Here is a 16,111-nt window from a genome sequence, read left to right as displayed (position 1 = left end):
GACTTTGATTATTGGGGTGATAAACTTGTTAGAATCAGGCTTATTGGAAATCGCTAAAGGGATAGGTAAAATGTTTTTAAACCCGTTATTTTACTGGATCTTTATTCTAATTATTGTTACTGGAATGAAGCGGATAAAACGGGAAAGAGAAGACTTTGGTATTAAAATTTATGATTTGTATTCTGAGTGGAAAAATACGTTTTGGATGTCGTTTGTATTAGGACTGTTACTTTCTGCGTTTACACTAGGTGTGGGCGTTACACTTACATATCCTGTTATATTGTTATTCGGTTTCATAACTATACTGATTAGTATAACGGGAAGAATTAACTTACTATCGGCAAGCTATATTATTGGCGGAACATATTTAATCTTGATGTTTGTACCCGAATGGATAGACGTAGAGAAGATTCTTCCTTTTCGTATGCAGGTAGATGTTCACCTTTCAGGTTTAGTTAGTTTATTAGCCCTGTTATTGCTTGCCGAGAGCATCTTATTATTTGGCTCCAGAAGCGATGTAACCTATCCAGAGCTGACACTTAGTAAACGGGGAATATGGGTCGGACAGCATCATTTAAAGAAGCTGACAGTACTTCCGTTTTTTACACTTGTCCCAACAGGTTCACTAACTCCGTTTGCCGATTTTTGGCCTTATTTTACGTTAAATGGGGAGACATACGGTCTTGTAGTTATTCCTTTTATTCTCGGTTTTGATCATATTGTACGTGCGCAACACCCTTCATTTGCTGCTAAAAAGCTAGCGCGATCTACATTGTTATTAAGCTTCCTAGTCGCTGCGCTTGCAGTAGGTAGTATGTATTATTCCTTGTTTTCATTTATAGCGGTAATATGTGCTATTTTGGGAAGGGAATGGATAAACTATCGTTTTCGAATTAACGAACAAAATAAACCAGGGTATTTTCAATCAACGGATAAAGCGTTAAAAGTGCTTGCTGTACTTCCGAATTCTCCAGCTGATCGGTTAGGTATTCACGTAGGTACGTTGATCACTAAAGTAAACGGGAAGAAAGTGAATCAACCTGGATCGTTTTATCACGCCTTGCAAACGAGTGGAGCTTTTTTTAAGTTGGAAATTATTAATCGAGAAGGAGAAATAGAATTACTACAAGGGGCATGGTATGAGAGTGATCATCATGGTTTAGGACTATTATTTGCCTCTACCCCACACGATCATGAGCATTTTAATGTAAGTAATGGGGAAAGATAATTTATTAAATGTTAACCTTTTGTTTAACGCGTAATCGAAATGAATGAACCAAATAGCTATCGCATGAACCTGTCTTATTCTCTTTGTTAATGCTGGGATAAGTCAGGTTTTTCTGGTTGCTTTTCACTTCAAATATAAGTGCTGTAAAACGCCTATTTCAAGATGTTACCTGAACAGTGTTAGTGAGAGTGTCAACACTCATGAGGTGTAAACCTCTCCTTATTAAAGAATAGCGTTAACCCGATTATTGAGCTTTTATGCCGATGGGTAATAATATTGAAAAAATGTTGCAAGCTAATATAAAAAGTGTTGGAGTTGAGTGGCTCATGTTTATGCGCAACTGCTTTCTGTATTTTTGGGGAAGTATCGACCCAATTTATTTTACTTGCTCTAGGCTAACATATATTGTTGGGCCAAACCAAAAAAGGACGCTATTACGAGCTCGATTAACAAAATATAAAGGTGCTAAAATGGTTCTGTCTGATGGGACCGTAATAGAGAAGGATGATTTATTAGTAAAGATACATTTGCATAATGTTAAATTACTTAAAAAACTCTCGGAACAGTCGAATGACATGAAACGAGCGGTTATTATCTATCATAGTGTAAAACAAGCAATGCCGAGTTTAGCAACATATATTGAAAATCACGCGGAACAGGAAAGAGTAAAAGGGATAATTGGAATTACTAATTTATCAAAAGGTGGAAAGAAATTAGGGTTTGAAGAGAAAGCCTTGCAAAATAAATTTTATCGTATTTTCAAGAAAATAACATTATTCCCGATTAGCTTTTTAACTGGAAAAAAATCAATAAAACCTGTTTATTTATTTATGTCAAAAGGGAAGTTATTAATGAAATACGGGAATCGTTGTTAATGAAAAATTTTACTTTTTAATCTTTAAGCATAGATTTTTTTAAGCCTAGACAGTAGGAAATACAGTCTTTGCGATTGAACTCACTTTAAAAACGAACGATAGGATGAAACAAATGAGGCAAATCCAACCATCAGAAGCATTATTTCTTCCTTTTTTACAAATTCCAAGCGGGCATCACCACGTAGCAGATGCACTAATTGCTGAGTACAAAAGCATTTATCCAAATCATCCGTATGAAAAGGTGGACATACTTAGTTATGGGTATAAAAGTATAGAAAAGTTAGTTTCTTCTACGTATTTAACTTGGATCAAATATTTCCCGGAAGGATATGACCGTTTATACTCGTTTTTAGTTTATAAACAAGGGACTAAAAAAAGAACCAGACAATGGCATTATGAAACTTTATTTCGTCCAATACTACAAAAGGTAGTACAGCAAGCTGAAGCGAAGATACTGTTTTTTACACATGCTTTACCTTCCAATATGGCAAGTGTTTTAAAGCAACAAAGAAAAATAGAAGCTATTACAGTAAATGTGTATACAGATTTTTTTATAAATGCTTTATGGGGGATAGAGGGAATTGACTATCATTTCGTTCCGACACTTTCCATGAAAAAACATTTAATACAGTGTGGTGTAAAGGAAAGTAATATATTTGTTACTGGCATCCCTGTTCACCCATGTTTTTATTATACGGCTAGCAATCAAAATCAAAAAGAGGGACTGCAAATGCTAATAGCTGGGGGTAGTTTAGGGACGGGAGATTTAGAATGTTTGCTAAATGAATTAAATTTATCTTCTCGGGTACATCTGTATGTTTTATGCGGACAAAATGAGCAGTTATATCAAAAGCTTCATTCTAAAAAATGTTGTCATATAACACCATTACGCTATTTGCATTCTAAGCAAACAATGAATCAATTGTATGACCGTATAGATGCTGTTATAACGAAGCCTGGTGGTGTAACCGTTAGCGAGTGTCTTGTGAAGCGGAAACCGCTGTTTATATACAACGCTTTACCAGGCCAGGAAAGAATTAATTTGCAGGAATTAACACGTTTAGGTTTAGTACAAGCAATTGATAAAAACAAACCAATTGGCAAGCAAATAATGGATTATTTTTCAAATGATTACAAGCAACAACAACTGTATCAACAGTTGCATAACTACTTGGAAAATAGAGAGCAAGATTCTGTAGCATCCATTATAAAACGGATTACACAACAAACAAACCACAAAGGGGGAAATAGTATCTCCTATATATAAGATGGCGTAAAATAATCCACATAGATGAAGCCAAGCAAATAATAGCGAGTCAAGTATAGAGATAATAGCTGTGATAATAGGTAAGCTTTTTAGGGGAAAAGTAAAGATGTTTGAAGCATGTAGAGAGGATATTATCTGCATGCTTTTTTTACTAGAGGAAAGTATACGAATTTCGTGATTTAGCGTACAAGAAAAATGAAGGCAATCAAGATTATATGAAACAATTACTACTTCGCGGGAGTAAGTAATAAATGATAATTTTCCAAGGTTTAAGTTGCTATAAAAGAACAAATCATGCATTTATTTTATTATCAAAGGAGCCTGCGTTTAATTACAATATGAAGCTTAAACATACTTATTGATTAGCAATTCATAAAGCATATGTTAGCCTTTAGCTGAAGGGAATTTATTACAATAACGAATATTTGTTCGTTTTTCTGTTAACATATGTAAGGTTTATGATAAAATAAGTACTAGTTATGGACGGATCGGAGGAGAAGCTAGTGGAAAATCAATTTGAACTAGTTGCCAAATATGAACCAAAAGGTGATCAACCACAAGCAATTAAAGAAATTGTTGAACGTATTAAGGCAGGAAAAAGGCACCAAACACTTTTAGGCGCAACAGGAACTGGTAAAACTTTTACTATGTCGAATGTAATTAACGAGATTAATCGGCCAACTTTAGTGATTGCGCATAATAAAACTTTAGCCGGTCAACTATATAGTGAGTTTAAAGAATTCTTTCCTAATAATGCGGTGGAGTATTTTGTTAGCTACTACGATTACTATCAACCTGAAGCTTATGTACCATCCACCGATACATTTATTGAAAAAGATGCGAGTATAAATGATGAAATTGATAAACTAAGGCACTCTGCTACATCAGCATTGTTCGAGCGACGAGATGTTTTAATTGTTGCGAGTGTTTCCTGTATTTATGGATTAGGTTCTCCTGAAGAATATAAAAGTCAAGTACTCTCCATTCGGACAGGCATGGAAAAGGATCGAGATCAACTATTACGTGAACTTGTAGACATTCAATACGCTCGTAATGATATTAACTTCCAACGCGGGACGTTTCGAGTGCGTGGCGACTCTGTGGAGATAATTCCAGCTTCTAGAGAGGAACACTGTATACGCGTCGAATTCTTTGGTGATGAAGTCGACCGCATTCGTGAAGTGGATGCATTGACAGGGGAAATTATTGGCGATAGAGAGCATATTGCTATTTTTCCAGCCTCTCACTTCGTAACGCGAGAGGAAAAATTGAAGCTTGCTATTAAAAATATTGAAAAGGAATTAACAGAGCGTTTAAAAGAGTTACGAGATCAAGGGAAATTACTAGAAGCACAGCGTTTAGAACAACGGACGAATTACGATCTGGAAATGATGCATGAGATGGGCTTCTGTTCAGGCATTGAAAACTATTCACGCCATCTTACTTTGCGCGAAGCAGGTGCGACACCATATACATTGCTTGATTTCTTTCCTGATGACTTTCTAGTTATGATTGATGAATCACATGTCACACTCCCACAAATTCGTGGTATGTTTAACGGGGATCAAGCGCGAAAACAAGTACTTGTAGATCATGGATTCAGATTGCCGTCAGCGCTAGACAACCGCCCGTTACGCTTTGAAGAATTCGAAAAAGCTACGAACCAACTTGTTTATGTTTCTGCCACACCAGGGCCATACGAACAAGAGCATTCGCCAGTCATGACAGAACAAATCATTCGACCAACAGGTCTCTTAGATCCAGAGGTAGAAGTAAGACCAATTAAAGGACAAATTGATGACTTAATCGGGGAAATTCATAAACGTTCCGAGAAAAACGAACGTGTGCTAGTCACCACGTTAACGAAAAAAATGTCGGAAGATCTAACTGATTATTTAAAAGAACTTGGTATAAAAGTTGCTTACTTGCATTCAGAAATTAAAACATTGGAGCGAATTGAATTAATTCGTGATTTACGTGTTGGTAAATATGATGTTCTCGTTGGAATAAACTTATTACGTGAAGGTCTTGACATTCCAGAAGTATCTTTAGTAACAATTTTAGATGCGGATAAGGAGGGATTTTTACGTTCAGAAAGGTCCCTTATTCAAACGATGGGACGGGCTGCACGTAATGAAAATGGCATGGTTATTATGTATGCTGATAAAATTACGAAGTCGATGCAAATAGCCATTGATGAGACGTATCGTCGACGGGAAAAGCAGATTGCTTATAACGAAAAGTATGGTATTATTCCTACGACGATTAAGAAAGACGTACGAGATGTGATTCGAGCAACTGTTGCTGCTGAAGACCAAGAAACGTACGAAAGCAAAACAAAAAGTGTTACAAAGCTAGCAAAGCAGGATAAAGAAAAAGTAATAGCGAATATGGAAAAAGAAATGAAGGAAGCTGCCAAAGCATTAGATTTTGAAAAAGCAGCTGAACTTCGAGATGTCATACTTGAACTGAAAGCAGGAAGGTGATGAAATGCCTAGTAAATATATAACCATCCAAGGTGCTAGAGCTCATAATTTAAAAAACATTGATGTTAATATACCAAAGAATAAGCTGGTCGTCCTCACAGGCCTGTCTGGTTCTGGAAAGTCTTCTTTGGCTTTTGATACGATTTATGCTGAGGGTCAAAGGCGTTATGTTGAATCTTTATCTGCCTACGCAAGACAATTTTTAGGTCAAATGGATAAGCCGGATGTAGATGCTATTGAAGGCTTATCTCCAGCAATCTCGATTGACCAAAAAACGACAAGTAAAAATCCTCGTTCTACTGTAGGAACAGTGACAGAGATATATGATTATTTGCGTTTATTGTTTGCTCGAGTTGGTCACCCTACTTGTCCGAAGCATGGGGTAGAAATTACGTCGCAAACCGTAGAACAAATGGTAGATCGAATTATGGAATACCCTGAACGGACTAAAATACAAATTTTAGCACCAGTAGTATCTGGCCGAAAAGGGGAGCATGTAAAGGTATTTGAAAAATTAAAGCAAGAAGGTTATGTTCGCATTCGGGTAGATAAAGAAATGCGAGAAGTTACAGAGGAAATAAAGCTTGAAAAAAATAAGAAACATTCTATCGAAGTGGTGATTGATCGAATTGTTGTTAAAGAAGATATTGAAGGGCGGTTAAGTGATTCGATAGAGACAGCATTAGCTTTAGGCGAAGGAAAAATCATTGTTGATGTAATCGGTCAAGAAGAAATTACATTTAGTGAAAACCATGCATGTCCTATTTGTGGATTTTCGATTGAAGAATTAGAGCCACGTCTCTTCTCTTTTAACAGCCCTTACGGTGCATGTCCAACTTGTGATGGATTAGGTACAAATTTGGAAGTCGATTTAGACCTAGTTATTCCTGATTGGGATAAATCGTTAAATGAACATGCCCTTGCGCCTTGGGAACCGATTAGTTCGCAATATTATCCACAATTGTTAAACAGTGTTTGTAACCATTATGATATTGACATGGATATACCTGTAAAAGATATTCCAAAAGAGAAGATGGATAAAATTCTTTACGGCAGTGGTAAAGAAAAAATTCATTTTCACTATGAAAATGATTTCGGCAATGTTCGAGATAATCATATTATGTTTGAAGGTGTCGTTAATAATGTCGCTCGACGTTACCGAGAGACATCTTCGGATTTTATTCGTGAAAATTTAGAAAGATACATGGCTCAGAAAAACTGTCCATCTTGTAAAGGATATCGTTTAAAAGAAGAAGCGCTAGCTGTTCGAATCAACGAACGGCATATTAGTGAAGTGACCGATTTTTCTATTACAGAAGCACAGACCTTTTTTCAAGGATTACAGTTATCGGAAAAAGAAAAGCAAATTGCGAAGATGATTTTAAAAGAAATATCCAATCGGTTGGAGTTTTTAAATAATGTAGGTTTAGACTATTTAACCTTATCGCGAGCTGCAGGGACACTCTCTGGAGGAGAAGCGCAGCGGATACGGTTAGCTACACAAATCGGCTCTGCATTAACAGGGGTTTTGTATGTGCTAGATGAGCCTTCCATTGGATTACATCAACGTGATAATGATCGTTTAATTGGAACGCTAAAGCGCATGCGTGATTTGGATAACACACTCATTGTCGTAGAACATGATGAGGATACGATGCTTGCTGCTGACTGGCTAATTGACATTGGGCCTGGTGCGGGAGAGCATGGCGGTGAAATTGTAGCGAGCGACACACCTGAAAACGTGATGCGTCATGAACAATCACTAACAGGGCAATATTTAGCTGGTAAGAAATTCATCCCTTTACCCGCAAAAAGAAGGAAAAAGGATAAGCGTGTTATTGAGATCGTAGGGGCAGAAGAGAATAATCTGCAAAAGGTTTCTGTAAAGATTCCGATTGGTTTAATGACCGTCGTTACTGGTGTATCTGGATCGGGGAAAAGTACATTAGTAAATGAAATTTTATATAAAGCGTTAGCGAAAGAGTTATATACAGGAAAACATAAGCCAGGAAAGCATAAAGCAGTAAAAGGAATAGAGCATATTGAAAAGGTCATTGATATTGATCAATCACCAATTGGCAGGACTCCTCGTTCTAACCCTGCAACATATACGGGCGTATTTGATGATATTCGTGACGTATTTGCGCAAACAAATGAAGCCAAAGTGCGCGGATACAAGAAGGGGCGCTTCAGTTTTAACGTTAAAGGAGGCCGTTGTGAAGCTTGCCATGGTGATGGCATTATCAAAATAGAAATGCACTTTCTCCCAGATGTGTACGTTCCTTGTGAAGTGTGTCATGGGAGCAGATATAATAGGGAAACATTAGAAGTAAAGTATAAAGGAAAAAACATTTCTGATGTGCTTGGTTTAACGATTGAGGAGGCATTGGAATTCTTTGCGAATATCCCGAAAATAAAGCGGAAATTACAAACGATTTATGATGTTGGCCTCGGCTATATAAAGCTTGGTCAACCGGCTACAACTCTATCTGGTGGGGAAGCACAGCGCGTCAAGTTGGCAAGTGAACTGCATCGACGTTCCAATGGTAAATCCTTTTATATTTTAGATGAACCAACCACAGGTTTACATGCTGATGATATTAGTCGGCTGCTAAATGTGTTACAGCGGCTTGTCGAAAATGGGGATACCGTTCTTATCATTGAGCATAATTTAGACGTTATTAAAACAGCTGATCACATTATTGATTTAGGCCCTGAGGGCGGTGCTGGAGGGGGAACCATTATTGCTACTGGTACACCCGAACAAATTGCTAAAAAAGACAATTCTTATACAGGAAAATATTTAAAAAATGTTTTAGAGCGTGACCAGAAACGGATGGACGCTTTCATTAAAACGACAGAAAAGTTAGCGACAAAGTAAAGTGATTTTTACAGACTCTCGAAATATTTTTAAAAAGCATTGGATGTTAAAGGTATACTTTAATCAGTGGGCTTTTTCTCTCCCCCACTGATTGGGAGTACCCTTAGAAAAATTGCACAGTTCATCATACTCTTACTTCTTTCTTTTCCACGCCAAAAGCTTTCATCTCCTATACCATGTAATGTAGCCATTGTTATCTTCTTTTAGTAGGTCAATTGTTTGCTAAAAGAAACAATACCTCTCCTGTGTTTATGTTTTGACCATATCTCTTTCTTTCGTTAAGCTAAAAGGAGCAGAAAATGGGGAGGAACCACAATGAAACCAATTGAAATTAACCAAGTACAAAGATGGTTGGATAAATTCATAAACACGTCAGTTTATATTCATGTAGAAACAACAAATGGTGCTTATGCTAGTCATTTTGATGACAAAGCGTATAATGTAGGTGCTTATGCCAGGAATGTACAGATTACTTACACGCAAGCAAAAATTGTTGGCGAAGGGAATGCTTTTCGTGTTGGTTTAAAGACAAGCAATGGGTGGATTTATGCAGAAGGGTTAACGGATTGGACGATACATGAAGACACAAAAGTGCTACTTGCTGGTCATGATCGCGAAGGAAGATTAATGGTTGCTTTGCAACTAAGTGAAACCCCTTTTGATTATTAATTTACACTATAGGGAAACATGTAATTTGCTAGTTTATCTATAAGGTTAAGTACAAGCTTTACCACATAGACTGGTAATAAGTTAAGTTATTCTAAGAAAGAAGAAAGAACAGGTGATGAAATTGGATAAACACGTCGTTATCATATTACCACATCCAGATGATGAGTCATTTGGATCTGCTGGATCCATTGCGCAATTTCGAAGTCAGGGAATACCAGTAACTTATTTATGCGGCACACTTGGTGAAATGGGGAGAAATATGGGGAACCCGCCATTTGCCAACCGTGAGACTTTACCAGAAATTCGCAAGCAAGAATTAAAAAATGCATGTGAAGTGCTTGATATAGATGTAAAGATGCTTGGCTATCGAGATAAAACGATTGAATTTGAAGATCGAAATGCAGTCGCTAACCATTTGCAAGGCATTTTGGAGGAAATAAATCCTAGTCTAGTTATTACGCATTATCCAGGCTATGCCGTGCATCCAGATCATAACGCTTTAGGTGCAGCTGCAATTCAAGCTGTAGAGCAAATGGAAAAATCGCGTCGTCCTGTTATTTGGGCACAAGCATTTGCTCGAGGATTTCAAAAAGAATTGGGAGAGCCTGATATAATTAATGATGTAGAGGATCAGTTTGAAACAAAAATGAATGCTATTCTATGTCACCAATCACAGGCAGGCGGGATGATTGGACAATTAAAAAACTATAAAGATTTAGGAGCAGAAGTCTTACAAGAAGCAAAAGACCGATTTGGCAAAGAAGCATTTTTTACACTATAAGAAACTGCCGTGACGTGCTAAAAGGGTGCCAACACCATTGTTTTTGAAACTTCTAAACGTAAGTCAATGACACTTATTTCTTAAATAAGGATGGAGGCTATGATAATGAAAAAGTTGTATCGCTCAAATTCAAATCAGATGCTAGCAGGTGTTTTCGGTGGCTTAGAAGAATATTTCAATATTGATGCAACCATCTTACGGCTACTATTTGTTGTTTTGTTATTTATGAGCTTTTTCACGGTAGCTGTTATTTATCTTATTGCTGCAATGATTATTCCAGCTGAAGGGGAGATACGTTAAGCATGAAGAGATGGCTCTTATCAATTGTTCTTAATGCAGTTGCATTGATTGTCGTTGCTCAGCTATTTGATTCGTTTCATTTAGAAGGGTTTGGTACAGCAATGCTAGCAAGCTTTATTTTATCGCTATTAAACATCCTTGTAAAACCAATTTTAGTTATTTTAACGTTGCCCATTACGATGCTTACATTAGGATTATTTCTGTTTATCATCAATGCATTTACACTTATGATCACGCAAGCAGTTATGGGGAGTTCTTTTGCAATTAGTGGGTTTGGTACAGCTGTTTTAGCTTCCATTATTATTTCAGTTATCAATGTATTATTAAATCGTCTAGTGCGAGATTCCTTAGGCTAAAGCAGTTTTTGTTTGCACTATAAGGCTTCGTTTCGGCATAAAGACTTGACGCTAGCAAAGATTTTCTATACGCACAACCAATTCAAATAAATCATCGTAGGCATATTTGTCTACGATTTTTTTACGGTATGTGCTACAATGAAGAAAACTTTTGCTTCTTTTATGGGGAGCCATTTGGTATGGAGTGACTAACCATTTATAATGAAAATAGATTTCTAAATCAAAAATAACTTGTACACACTTTAAATTTCAAGTTATAACAAGAAAAACCTAGTGTTGCGATGTGTTTCTAACAATGTAGCGCTTTTACATAATTTTGTTTTTTGTTAAAAGGATCGCAGCAAAGATAAGCTAATAAAGCAACAGCATGTCAAAGTATAAAACTTTAAACGTTAAGGTATAAGCAAAACGACGGCGCTTTATCGCCTTAAATACTTGATGATAGCCAAGAAGCTTTTCTAATAAGCACTTAATTATAAACATGGTTAATTTACAGCGTGTGTCCGTTTGACTACAAGGAGGAAATAGAAACAATGTCAACAGTTCGTACGAAGGATTTATTGGATAATTTTAATTTAACATTAAAAGCTGGAAAAGACGGTTTGTTTAGAGAGATAACAACTGGAGATATTTCTAGACCTGGGATAGAAATGACAGGTTACTTCAAATACTATCCTAAGGAAAGACTTCAGTTAATAGGTAGAACAGAGATGGCATATTTCTTGGAATTAAATGATGAAGAAAAAGCCCATCGTGTTGACAAGTTATGTACAGATATTACTCCTGGGATAGTTGTCACAAGAAACATGGAAATTCCTCAAGTCTTGATGGATGCTGCTAATGAATCCGGTGTGCCAATTCTCCATTCCAAGCAAAAAACAACGCGAGTTATTAGTAGACTAACTAACTTTTTAGAGGCCAAATTTGCCCCTTTTACAGCTATTCATGGCGTTTTAGTTGATGTCTATGGAGTAGGTGTATTAATTATGGGGCAAAGTGGCGTTGGGAAAAGTGAAACTGCTTTGGAACTTGTTAAAAGAGGACATCGGTTAGTTGCAGATGATAGTGTGGAGATAAGACAGGAAGATTATGACACCCTCATTGGAAACTCCCCTCCTTTAATTGAACATTTATTGGAAATACGAGGGTTAGGAATTATTAATGTCATGACATTATTTGGAGCTGGATCAGTTCGAAACTTTAAAAAGATCTCTTTAATCATTAATTTGGAGAACTGGGATCAACATAAGCAATATGATCGCCTTGGTTTGGATGAAGACAAGATGAAGATTATGGATGTGGAATTACCAAAAGCAACGATACCTGTTCGCCCAGGAAGGAACCTCGCAGTTATTATCGAAGTGGCTGCGATGAATTTTCGTTTGAAACGCATGGGTGTTAATGCTGCTGAAGAGTTTTCAGAGCGGTTAACGAGTATGATTGATCAAGAGACAGAGGATCACTTATAAGGAGGATGATTGAATGAGCTGTTCAGCAGAACCATTAGATAGAGTATTTTTACAAATCGGTTCTTTCCCAATTTATTGGTACGGCGTCATTATTGCCGCTGGAGCCTTTTTAGCGCTTTTATTAGCAAATCGTGAAGCCAGTCGTTTAGGGATGAAAAAAGATATCATGGTAGATTTAGTAGTTTTTGCGATCCCTATAGCTATTATTTCAGCGAGAATGTACTATGTTATATTTGAATGGGATCAATATGCTGGTGGAAATTGGACGGATGTTTTTGCTATTTGGGAAGGCGGCATTGCTATTCATGGTGCACTTATTGGTTCTGTTCTGACTGCTATTATATATGCTCGAGTGAAGCGTGTATCTTTTTGGCAATTAGCTGATATTGCAGCGCCAAGTCTTATTTTAGGTCAAGCCATTGGGCGCTGGGGTAATTTCATGAATCAAGAAGCTCATGGAGGGCCTATTTCAGCATCTACATATGAAAGTTTCCATCAATATTTGCCTGATTTTATTATGAATCAAATGTGTATTGATGGCGTTATGTATCATCCAACATTCCTCTATGAATCTGTATGGAATTTGCTGGTTTTTGCATTGTTGCTTTTGTTTAGAAGGTTTAACCCGCATCGTGGCGAGTTATTTTTAAGTTATGCCATTATGTATTCTGTAGGACGTTTCTTTATTGAAGACATGCGTACTGACAGTTTGTATGTATTCGGCGAATTGCGTCAAGCGCAAGTAATTTCTATTGTAATTATAGTCGTTGCACTTGCACTAATTATTTACCGTCGTAAAACTTCACACGTTCGTTATTTGGATATCATGAAACGACAATCGCAAGCAAAGAAAACCAAAACAGGTGGAAAGAAAAAGAAGAAATAAAGTTAATTAGTAGTACGCACGTACTATCCATAAATACGTTTAGTTTATAAAGGACATTAGCCAAATATAAGAGGAGGAAAAACATGAAAGGGACGGCGCAAAGAGGATTAAAGCAAGGGCTTTTAACGACATGGACATTGGGGAAAGTTATTTTCCCCATCACGTTAATTGTAACCATTTTACAATTTACACCCGTACTTCCGTGGGTAATCAAACAACTAACACCTTTAATGGGGGTATTTGGTCTTTCCGGAGAAGCTGCTGTTCCATTAGTGCTAGGAAATGCGCTAAATTTATATGCAGGTATAGCAGCTATTGTCTCTTTTGAATTTACGGTAAAAGAAGTTTTTATTATGGCTATAATGCTGTCATTTTCTCATAACTTATTTATTGAATCAGCAGTAGCGTCCAGGGTGGGAGTTAGTTGGTGGCTCATTTCTGGCATTCGTATAGGTTTAGCGATATTTGCTGCAATTGTCGTTAACCTTGTATGGGATGGTGGTTTTGAACAAGCTGTTTACGGTTTTATTTCCAGTTCAGATACTAATTTAAATGGCTGGGGAGAAATAGTTTTACACGGTTTACAGACAGCAGCTATTGCGATAATTCAATTAGCACTTATCGTTATTCCACTTATGATCGTCATGCAATTTTTGCGCGAAATGGGTTGGCTAACAAAACTTTCCAAAGGCTTTGCTCCATTTACAAAAGCGCTTGGAATGAAAGAAAATACTTCGATGACGATGGTAGCAGGACTAACGATTGGTTTAGCTTATGGCGCTGGAGTTATGATACAGGCTGTGAAAGAAGATGGAGTAGAGAAAAAGGATATGATGCTTGCGCTAATCTTCCTTGTATCATGCCATGCTGTTGTAGAAGACACGCTCGTTTTTATTCCGCTAGGCATACCAGTTTGGCCGCTACTAATCATTCGTTTAGTAACAGCAATTGCATTAACGATGACTATAGCTTATTTTTGGAATAAACTAGATAAAAATAAAGGGAAGGAACCGACAACAAATGAGCATTCGTACAATACTTTTTGATTTAGATGGGACATTAATAGATACAAATGAGTTAATTATCGCCTCGTTTTTCCATACATTTAAGCAATATAATCTACAATTTACGCGAGAAGAAATTATTGAGTTTAATGGGCCTCCTTTAGTAGATACGTTTAAGGCAATCGATTTAGAAAAGGCAGACAGCATGGTGCAAACGTATCGAAGCCATAATATGAAAGAACATGATAATTATGTCAAGGTATTTCCTTATGTTATAGAAACATTGGAGCAGCTAAAACGAAACGGATTCAAATTAGGGGTTGTTACTACTAAGATGCGATCAGGCGTGGAAAAAGGGTTAGCTACTACAAAGCTAACAGCTTATTTTGATACGGTGATTACATTAGATGATGTCAAGAACCCAAAGCCACACGCAGAACCAGTATATAAAGCGATGGAAGAGTTAATGGCAGAACAACATTCAACATTGATGATCGGCGATAATGCACACGATATAGAGGCTGGGAAAAATGCGGGTGTGCAAACAGCTGGAGTAGCATGGTCTTTTAAAGGAAAAGAACGTTTATTACAATATGAACCAACATTTATGCTAGAGGATATGCGTGATCTTTTAAGCCTTACAGGAGTGTAAAACATGCGAAGAACAAAGCGTTACCCTGTGCAACATACAAATTCCTTATGGCAAATATATAAGACAGTGTCCTTTTGGAAAATCATGAGGAATTTTATCATCATTCAGCTAGCCAGATATACGCCGTTTTTACCTGTGAAAAACTGGCTTTATCGTACATGCTTATCGATGAAAATCGGTAAACAAACTGCTTTTGCGCTTATGGTTATGCCAGATATAATGTTTCCAGAAAAGATTTCGATAGGAAAAAATAGTGTCATTGGTTATAATACGACGATCTTAGCTCATGAATATTTAATTACAGAGTATCGTCTCGGAGAGGTTAGGATCGGTGATGAAGTCATGATAGGAGCGAACACGACTATTTTGCCGGGAGTTCATATTGGTGATAGGGCGATTGTTTCAGCTGGTACATTAGTGCACAAAGATGTGCCTGAAGGAGCTTTTGTTGGGGGAAATCCAATGCAAATAATTCATACAAAAAAAGAAAGGGAGGAAAAACATAATTCAAATGAAAGCAGGTGAGAGATTTGCACGTTCCGACTGGTATATTGCCGGCTATACGTAAGATGAAGGACTTTGATAAAGCATTAGAAACAGGATACCCGACTATTGTTATTTTAGAAACGCGTTTAGCACAAATTAAGAGTCTCGTTGCCCACACTAAAAAATCAAATAAAAATATTCTTATTCATTTCGATTTAATTCAAGGTTTAAAGTCGGATGATTACGGAATGGAATATGTACTTAGGGAAATCAAACCAGATGGTATTTTATCAACAAGAGCAAATGTTATTCGCATGGCTAAAAAACATGGCTTACTGGCTATTCAACGGGTGTTTCTATTGGACAGTTTAGCGCTGGAGCAAAATTTAAAGCAGATTGAAAATGCCAAGCCGGATTGTATTGAAGTATTACCAGGTCTAATCCCTACTATGATTCAATCGATAAATGAACAAACAAAGCTGCCAGTTATTGCTGGGGGACTCATTAAAACAAGTGATCAAGTAAGGCAAGCGCTAGAGGCTGGAGCTGTGGGAGTCTCAACTTCTAATACAGATCTTTGGTAATAGGGTAAAAGGAAACCATTGTTGATTGTCTACATATATGTTATACTTTAAGTAAGTTAATAGATGGACGGAGATATGGAGAAGCCGCAAAGCAACTAATATATGTTATATTAGTTTGTTTTGTGGCTTTCTTTTTTTACACTTGGTTTATCGTATACATCTAGCCAAGTTTTTCTAAACGCAGCAT

15 protein-coding genes are annotated in these 16,111 nt (G+C 36.9%); all 15 read left to right on the top strand.

Features of this window, described 5'->3' with window-relative positions:
- Positions 1–25 precede the first annotated feature (25 nt).
- The 15 genes from D9780_RS11295 (at position 26) to D9780_RS11225 (ending at position 15,924) form a co-directional block, all read left to right on the top strand.
- Entirely contained in the window at positions 26–1,228 is a 1,203-nt protein-coding gene (locus D9780_RS11295) for a PDZ domain-containing protein (RefSeq protein WP_162985846.1), read from the top strand.
- A 263-nt stretch (positions 1,229–1,491) separates the two neighbouring features.
- Positions 1,492–2,103 carry a YkoP family protein gene (locus D9780_RS11290; protein ID WP_309545311.1) on the top strand — a complete coding sequence of 204 codons (612 nt, stop codon included), beginning with the start codon at positions 1,492–1,494 and terminating at the stop codon, positions 2,101–2,103.
- Between the two features lie 112 nt (positions 2,104–2,215).
- Positions 2,216–3,370: an MGDG synthase family glycosyltransferase gene (locus D9780_RS11285; RefSeq protein WP_073007579.1), complete on the top strand. Its 1,155-nt coding sequence runs from the start codon at positions 2,216–2,218 to the stop codon at positions 3,368–3,370.
- A gap of 503 nt (positions 3,371–3,873) precedes the next feature.
- Positions 3,874–5,856 (top strand): excinuclease ABC subunit UvrB, encoded by a 1,983-nt coding sequence (gene uvrB, locus D9780_RS11280; RefSeq protein ID WP_116279206.1) that lies wholly within the window; start codon positions 3,874–3,876, stop codon positions 5,854–5,856.
- A 4-nt stretch (positions 5,857–5,860) separates the two neighbouring features.
- Positions 5,861–8,737 (top strand): excinuclease ABC subunit UvrA, encoded by a 2,877-nt coding sequence (uvrA, locus tag D9780_RS11275; RefSeq protein ID WP_121640144.1) that lies wholly within the window; start codon positions 5,861–5,863, stop codon positions 8,735–8,737.
- Positions 8,738–9,052: 315 nt separating this feature from the next.
- Positions 9,053–9,406 (top strand): YojF family protein, encoded by a 354-nt coding sequence (locus D9780_RS11270; RefSeq protein ID WP_121640143.1) that lies wholly within the window; start codon positions 9,053–9,055, stop codon positions 9,404–9,406.
- Between the two features lie 121 nt (positions 9,407–9,527).
- The gene (gene bshB2 / locus D9780_RS11265; RefSeq protein WP_073007852.1) at positions 9,528–10,187 is read left to right on the top strand and encodes a bacillithiol biosynthesis deacetylase BshB2; all 660 of its coding nucleotides are present in this window, start codon (positions 9,528–9,530) and stop codon (positions 10,185–10,187) included.
- A gap of 105 nt (positions 10,188–10,292) precedes the next feature.
- Positions 10,293–10,487 carry a PspC domain-containing protein gene (locus D9780_RS11260; protein ID WP_073007568.1) on the top strand — a complete coding sequence of 65 codons (195 nt, stop codon included), beginning with the start codon at positions 10,293–10,295 and terminating at the stop codon, positions 10,485–10,487.
- A gap of 2 nt (positions 10,488–10,489) precedes the next feature.
- On the top strand, positions 10,490–10,843 hold the full coding sequence (locus D9780_RS11255; RefSeq protein ID WP_073007565.1) for a phage holin family protein: 354 nt from the start codon (positions 10,490–10,492) through the stop codon (positions 10,841–10,843).
- Between the two features lie 533 nt (positions 10,844–11,376).
- Positions 11,377–12,312, top strand: coding sequence for an HPr(Ser) kinase/phosphatase (gene hprK / locus D9780_RS11250; protein ID WP_073007563.1), 936 nt, complete (start codon positions 11,377–11,379; stop codon positions 12,310–12,312).
- Between the two features lie 13 nt (positions 12,313–12,325).
- Positions 12,326–13,198: a prolipoprotein diacylglyceryl transferase gene (lgt, locus tag D9780_RS11245; RefSeq protein WP_121640142.1), complete on the top strand. Its 873-nt coding sequence runs from the start codon at positions 12,326–12,328 to the stop codon at positions 13,196–13,198.
- A gap of 83 nt (positions 13,199–13,281) precedes the next feature.
- Positions 13,282–14,244: a nucleoside recognition domain-containing protein gene (locus D9780_RS11240; RefSeq protein WP_121640141.1), complete on the top strand. Its 963-nt coding sequence runs from the start codon at positions 13,282–13,284 to the stop codon at positions 14,242–14,244.
- Entirely contained in the window at positions 14,219–14,854 is a 636-nt protein-coding gene (gene ppaX, locus D9780_RS11235) for a pyrophosphatase PpaX (RefSeq protein WP_116279202.1), read from the top strand. Before D9780_RS11240 ends, ppaX begins: the two co-directional genes overlap by 26 nt.
- A gap of 3 nt (positions 14,855–14,857) precedes the next feature.
- Positions 14,858–15,379 (top strand): acyltransferase, encoded by a 522-nt coding sequence (locus tag D9780_RS11230; RefSeq protein ID WP_073007552.1) that lies wholly within the window; start codon positions 14,858–14,860, stop codon positions 15,377–15,379.
- 5 nt (positions 15,380–15,384) lie between these two features.
- Positions 15,385–15,924, top strand: a complete 540-nt coding sequence (locus D9780_RS11225; RefSeq protein WP_073007849.1) for a glycerol-3-phosphate responsive antiterminator — start codon at positions 15,385–15,387, stop codon at positions 15,922–15,924.
- The last annotated feature ends 187 nt before the right edge of the window (positions 15,925–16,111 follow it).

The organism is Virgibacillus sp. Bac330 (assembly GCF_003667845.1).
Classification (GTDB): domain Bacteria; phylum Bacillota; class Bacilli; order Bacillales; family Amphibacillaceae; genus Virgibacillus; species Virgibacillus chiguensis.
The sequence above is the reverse complement of the archived record's forward strand: the minus strand, read 5'-3'. Positions and strand labels throughout refer to the sequence as shown.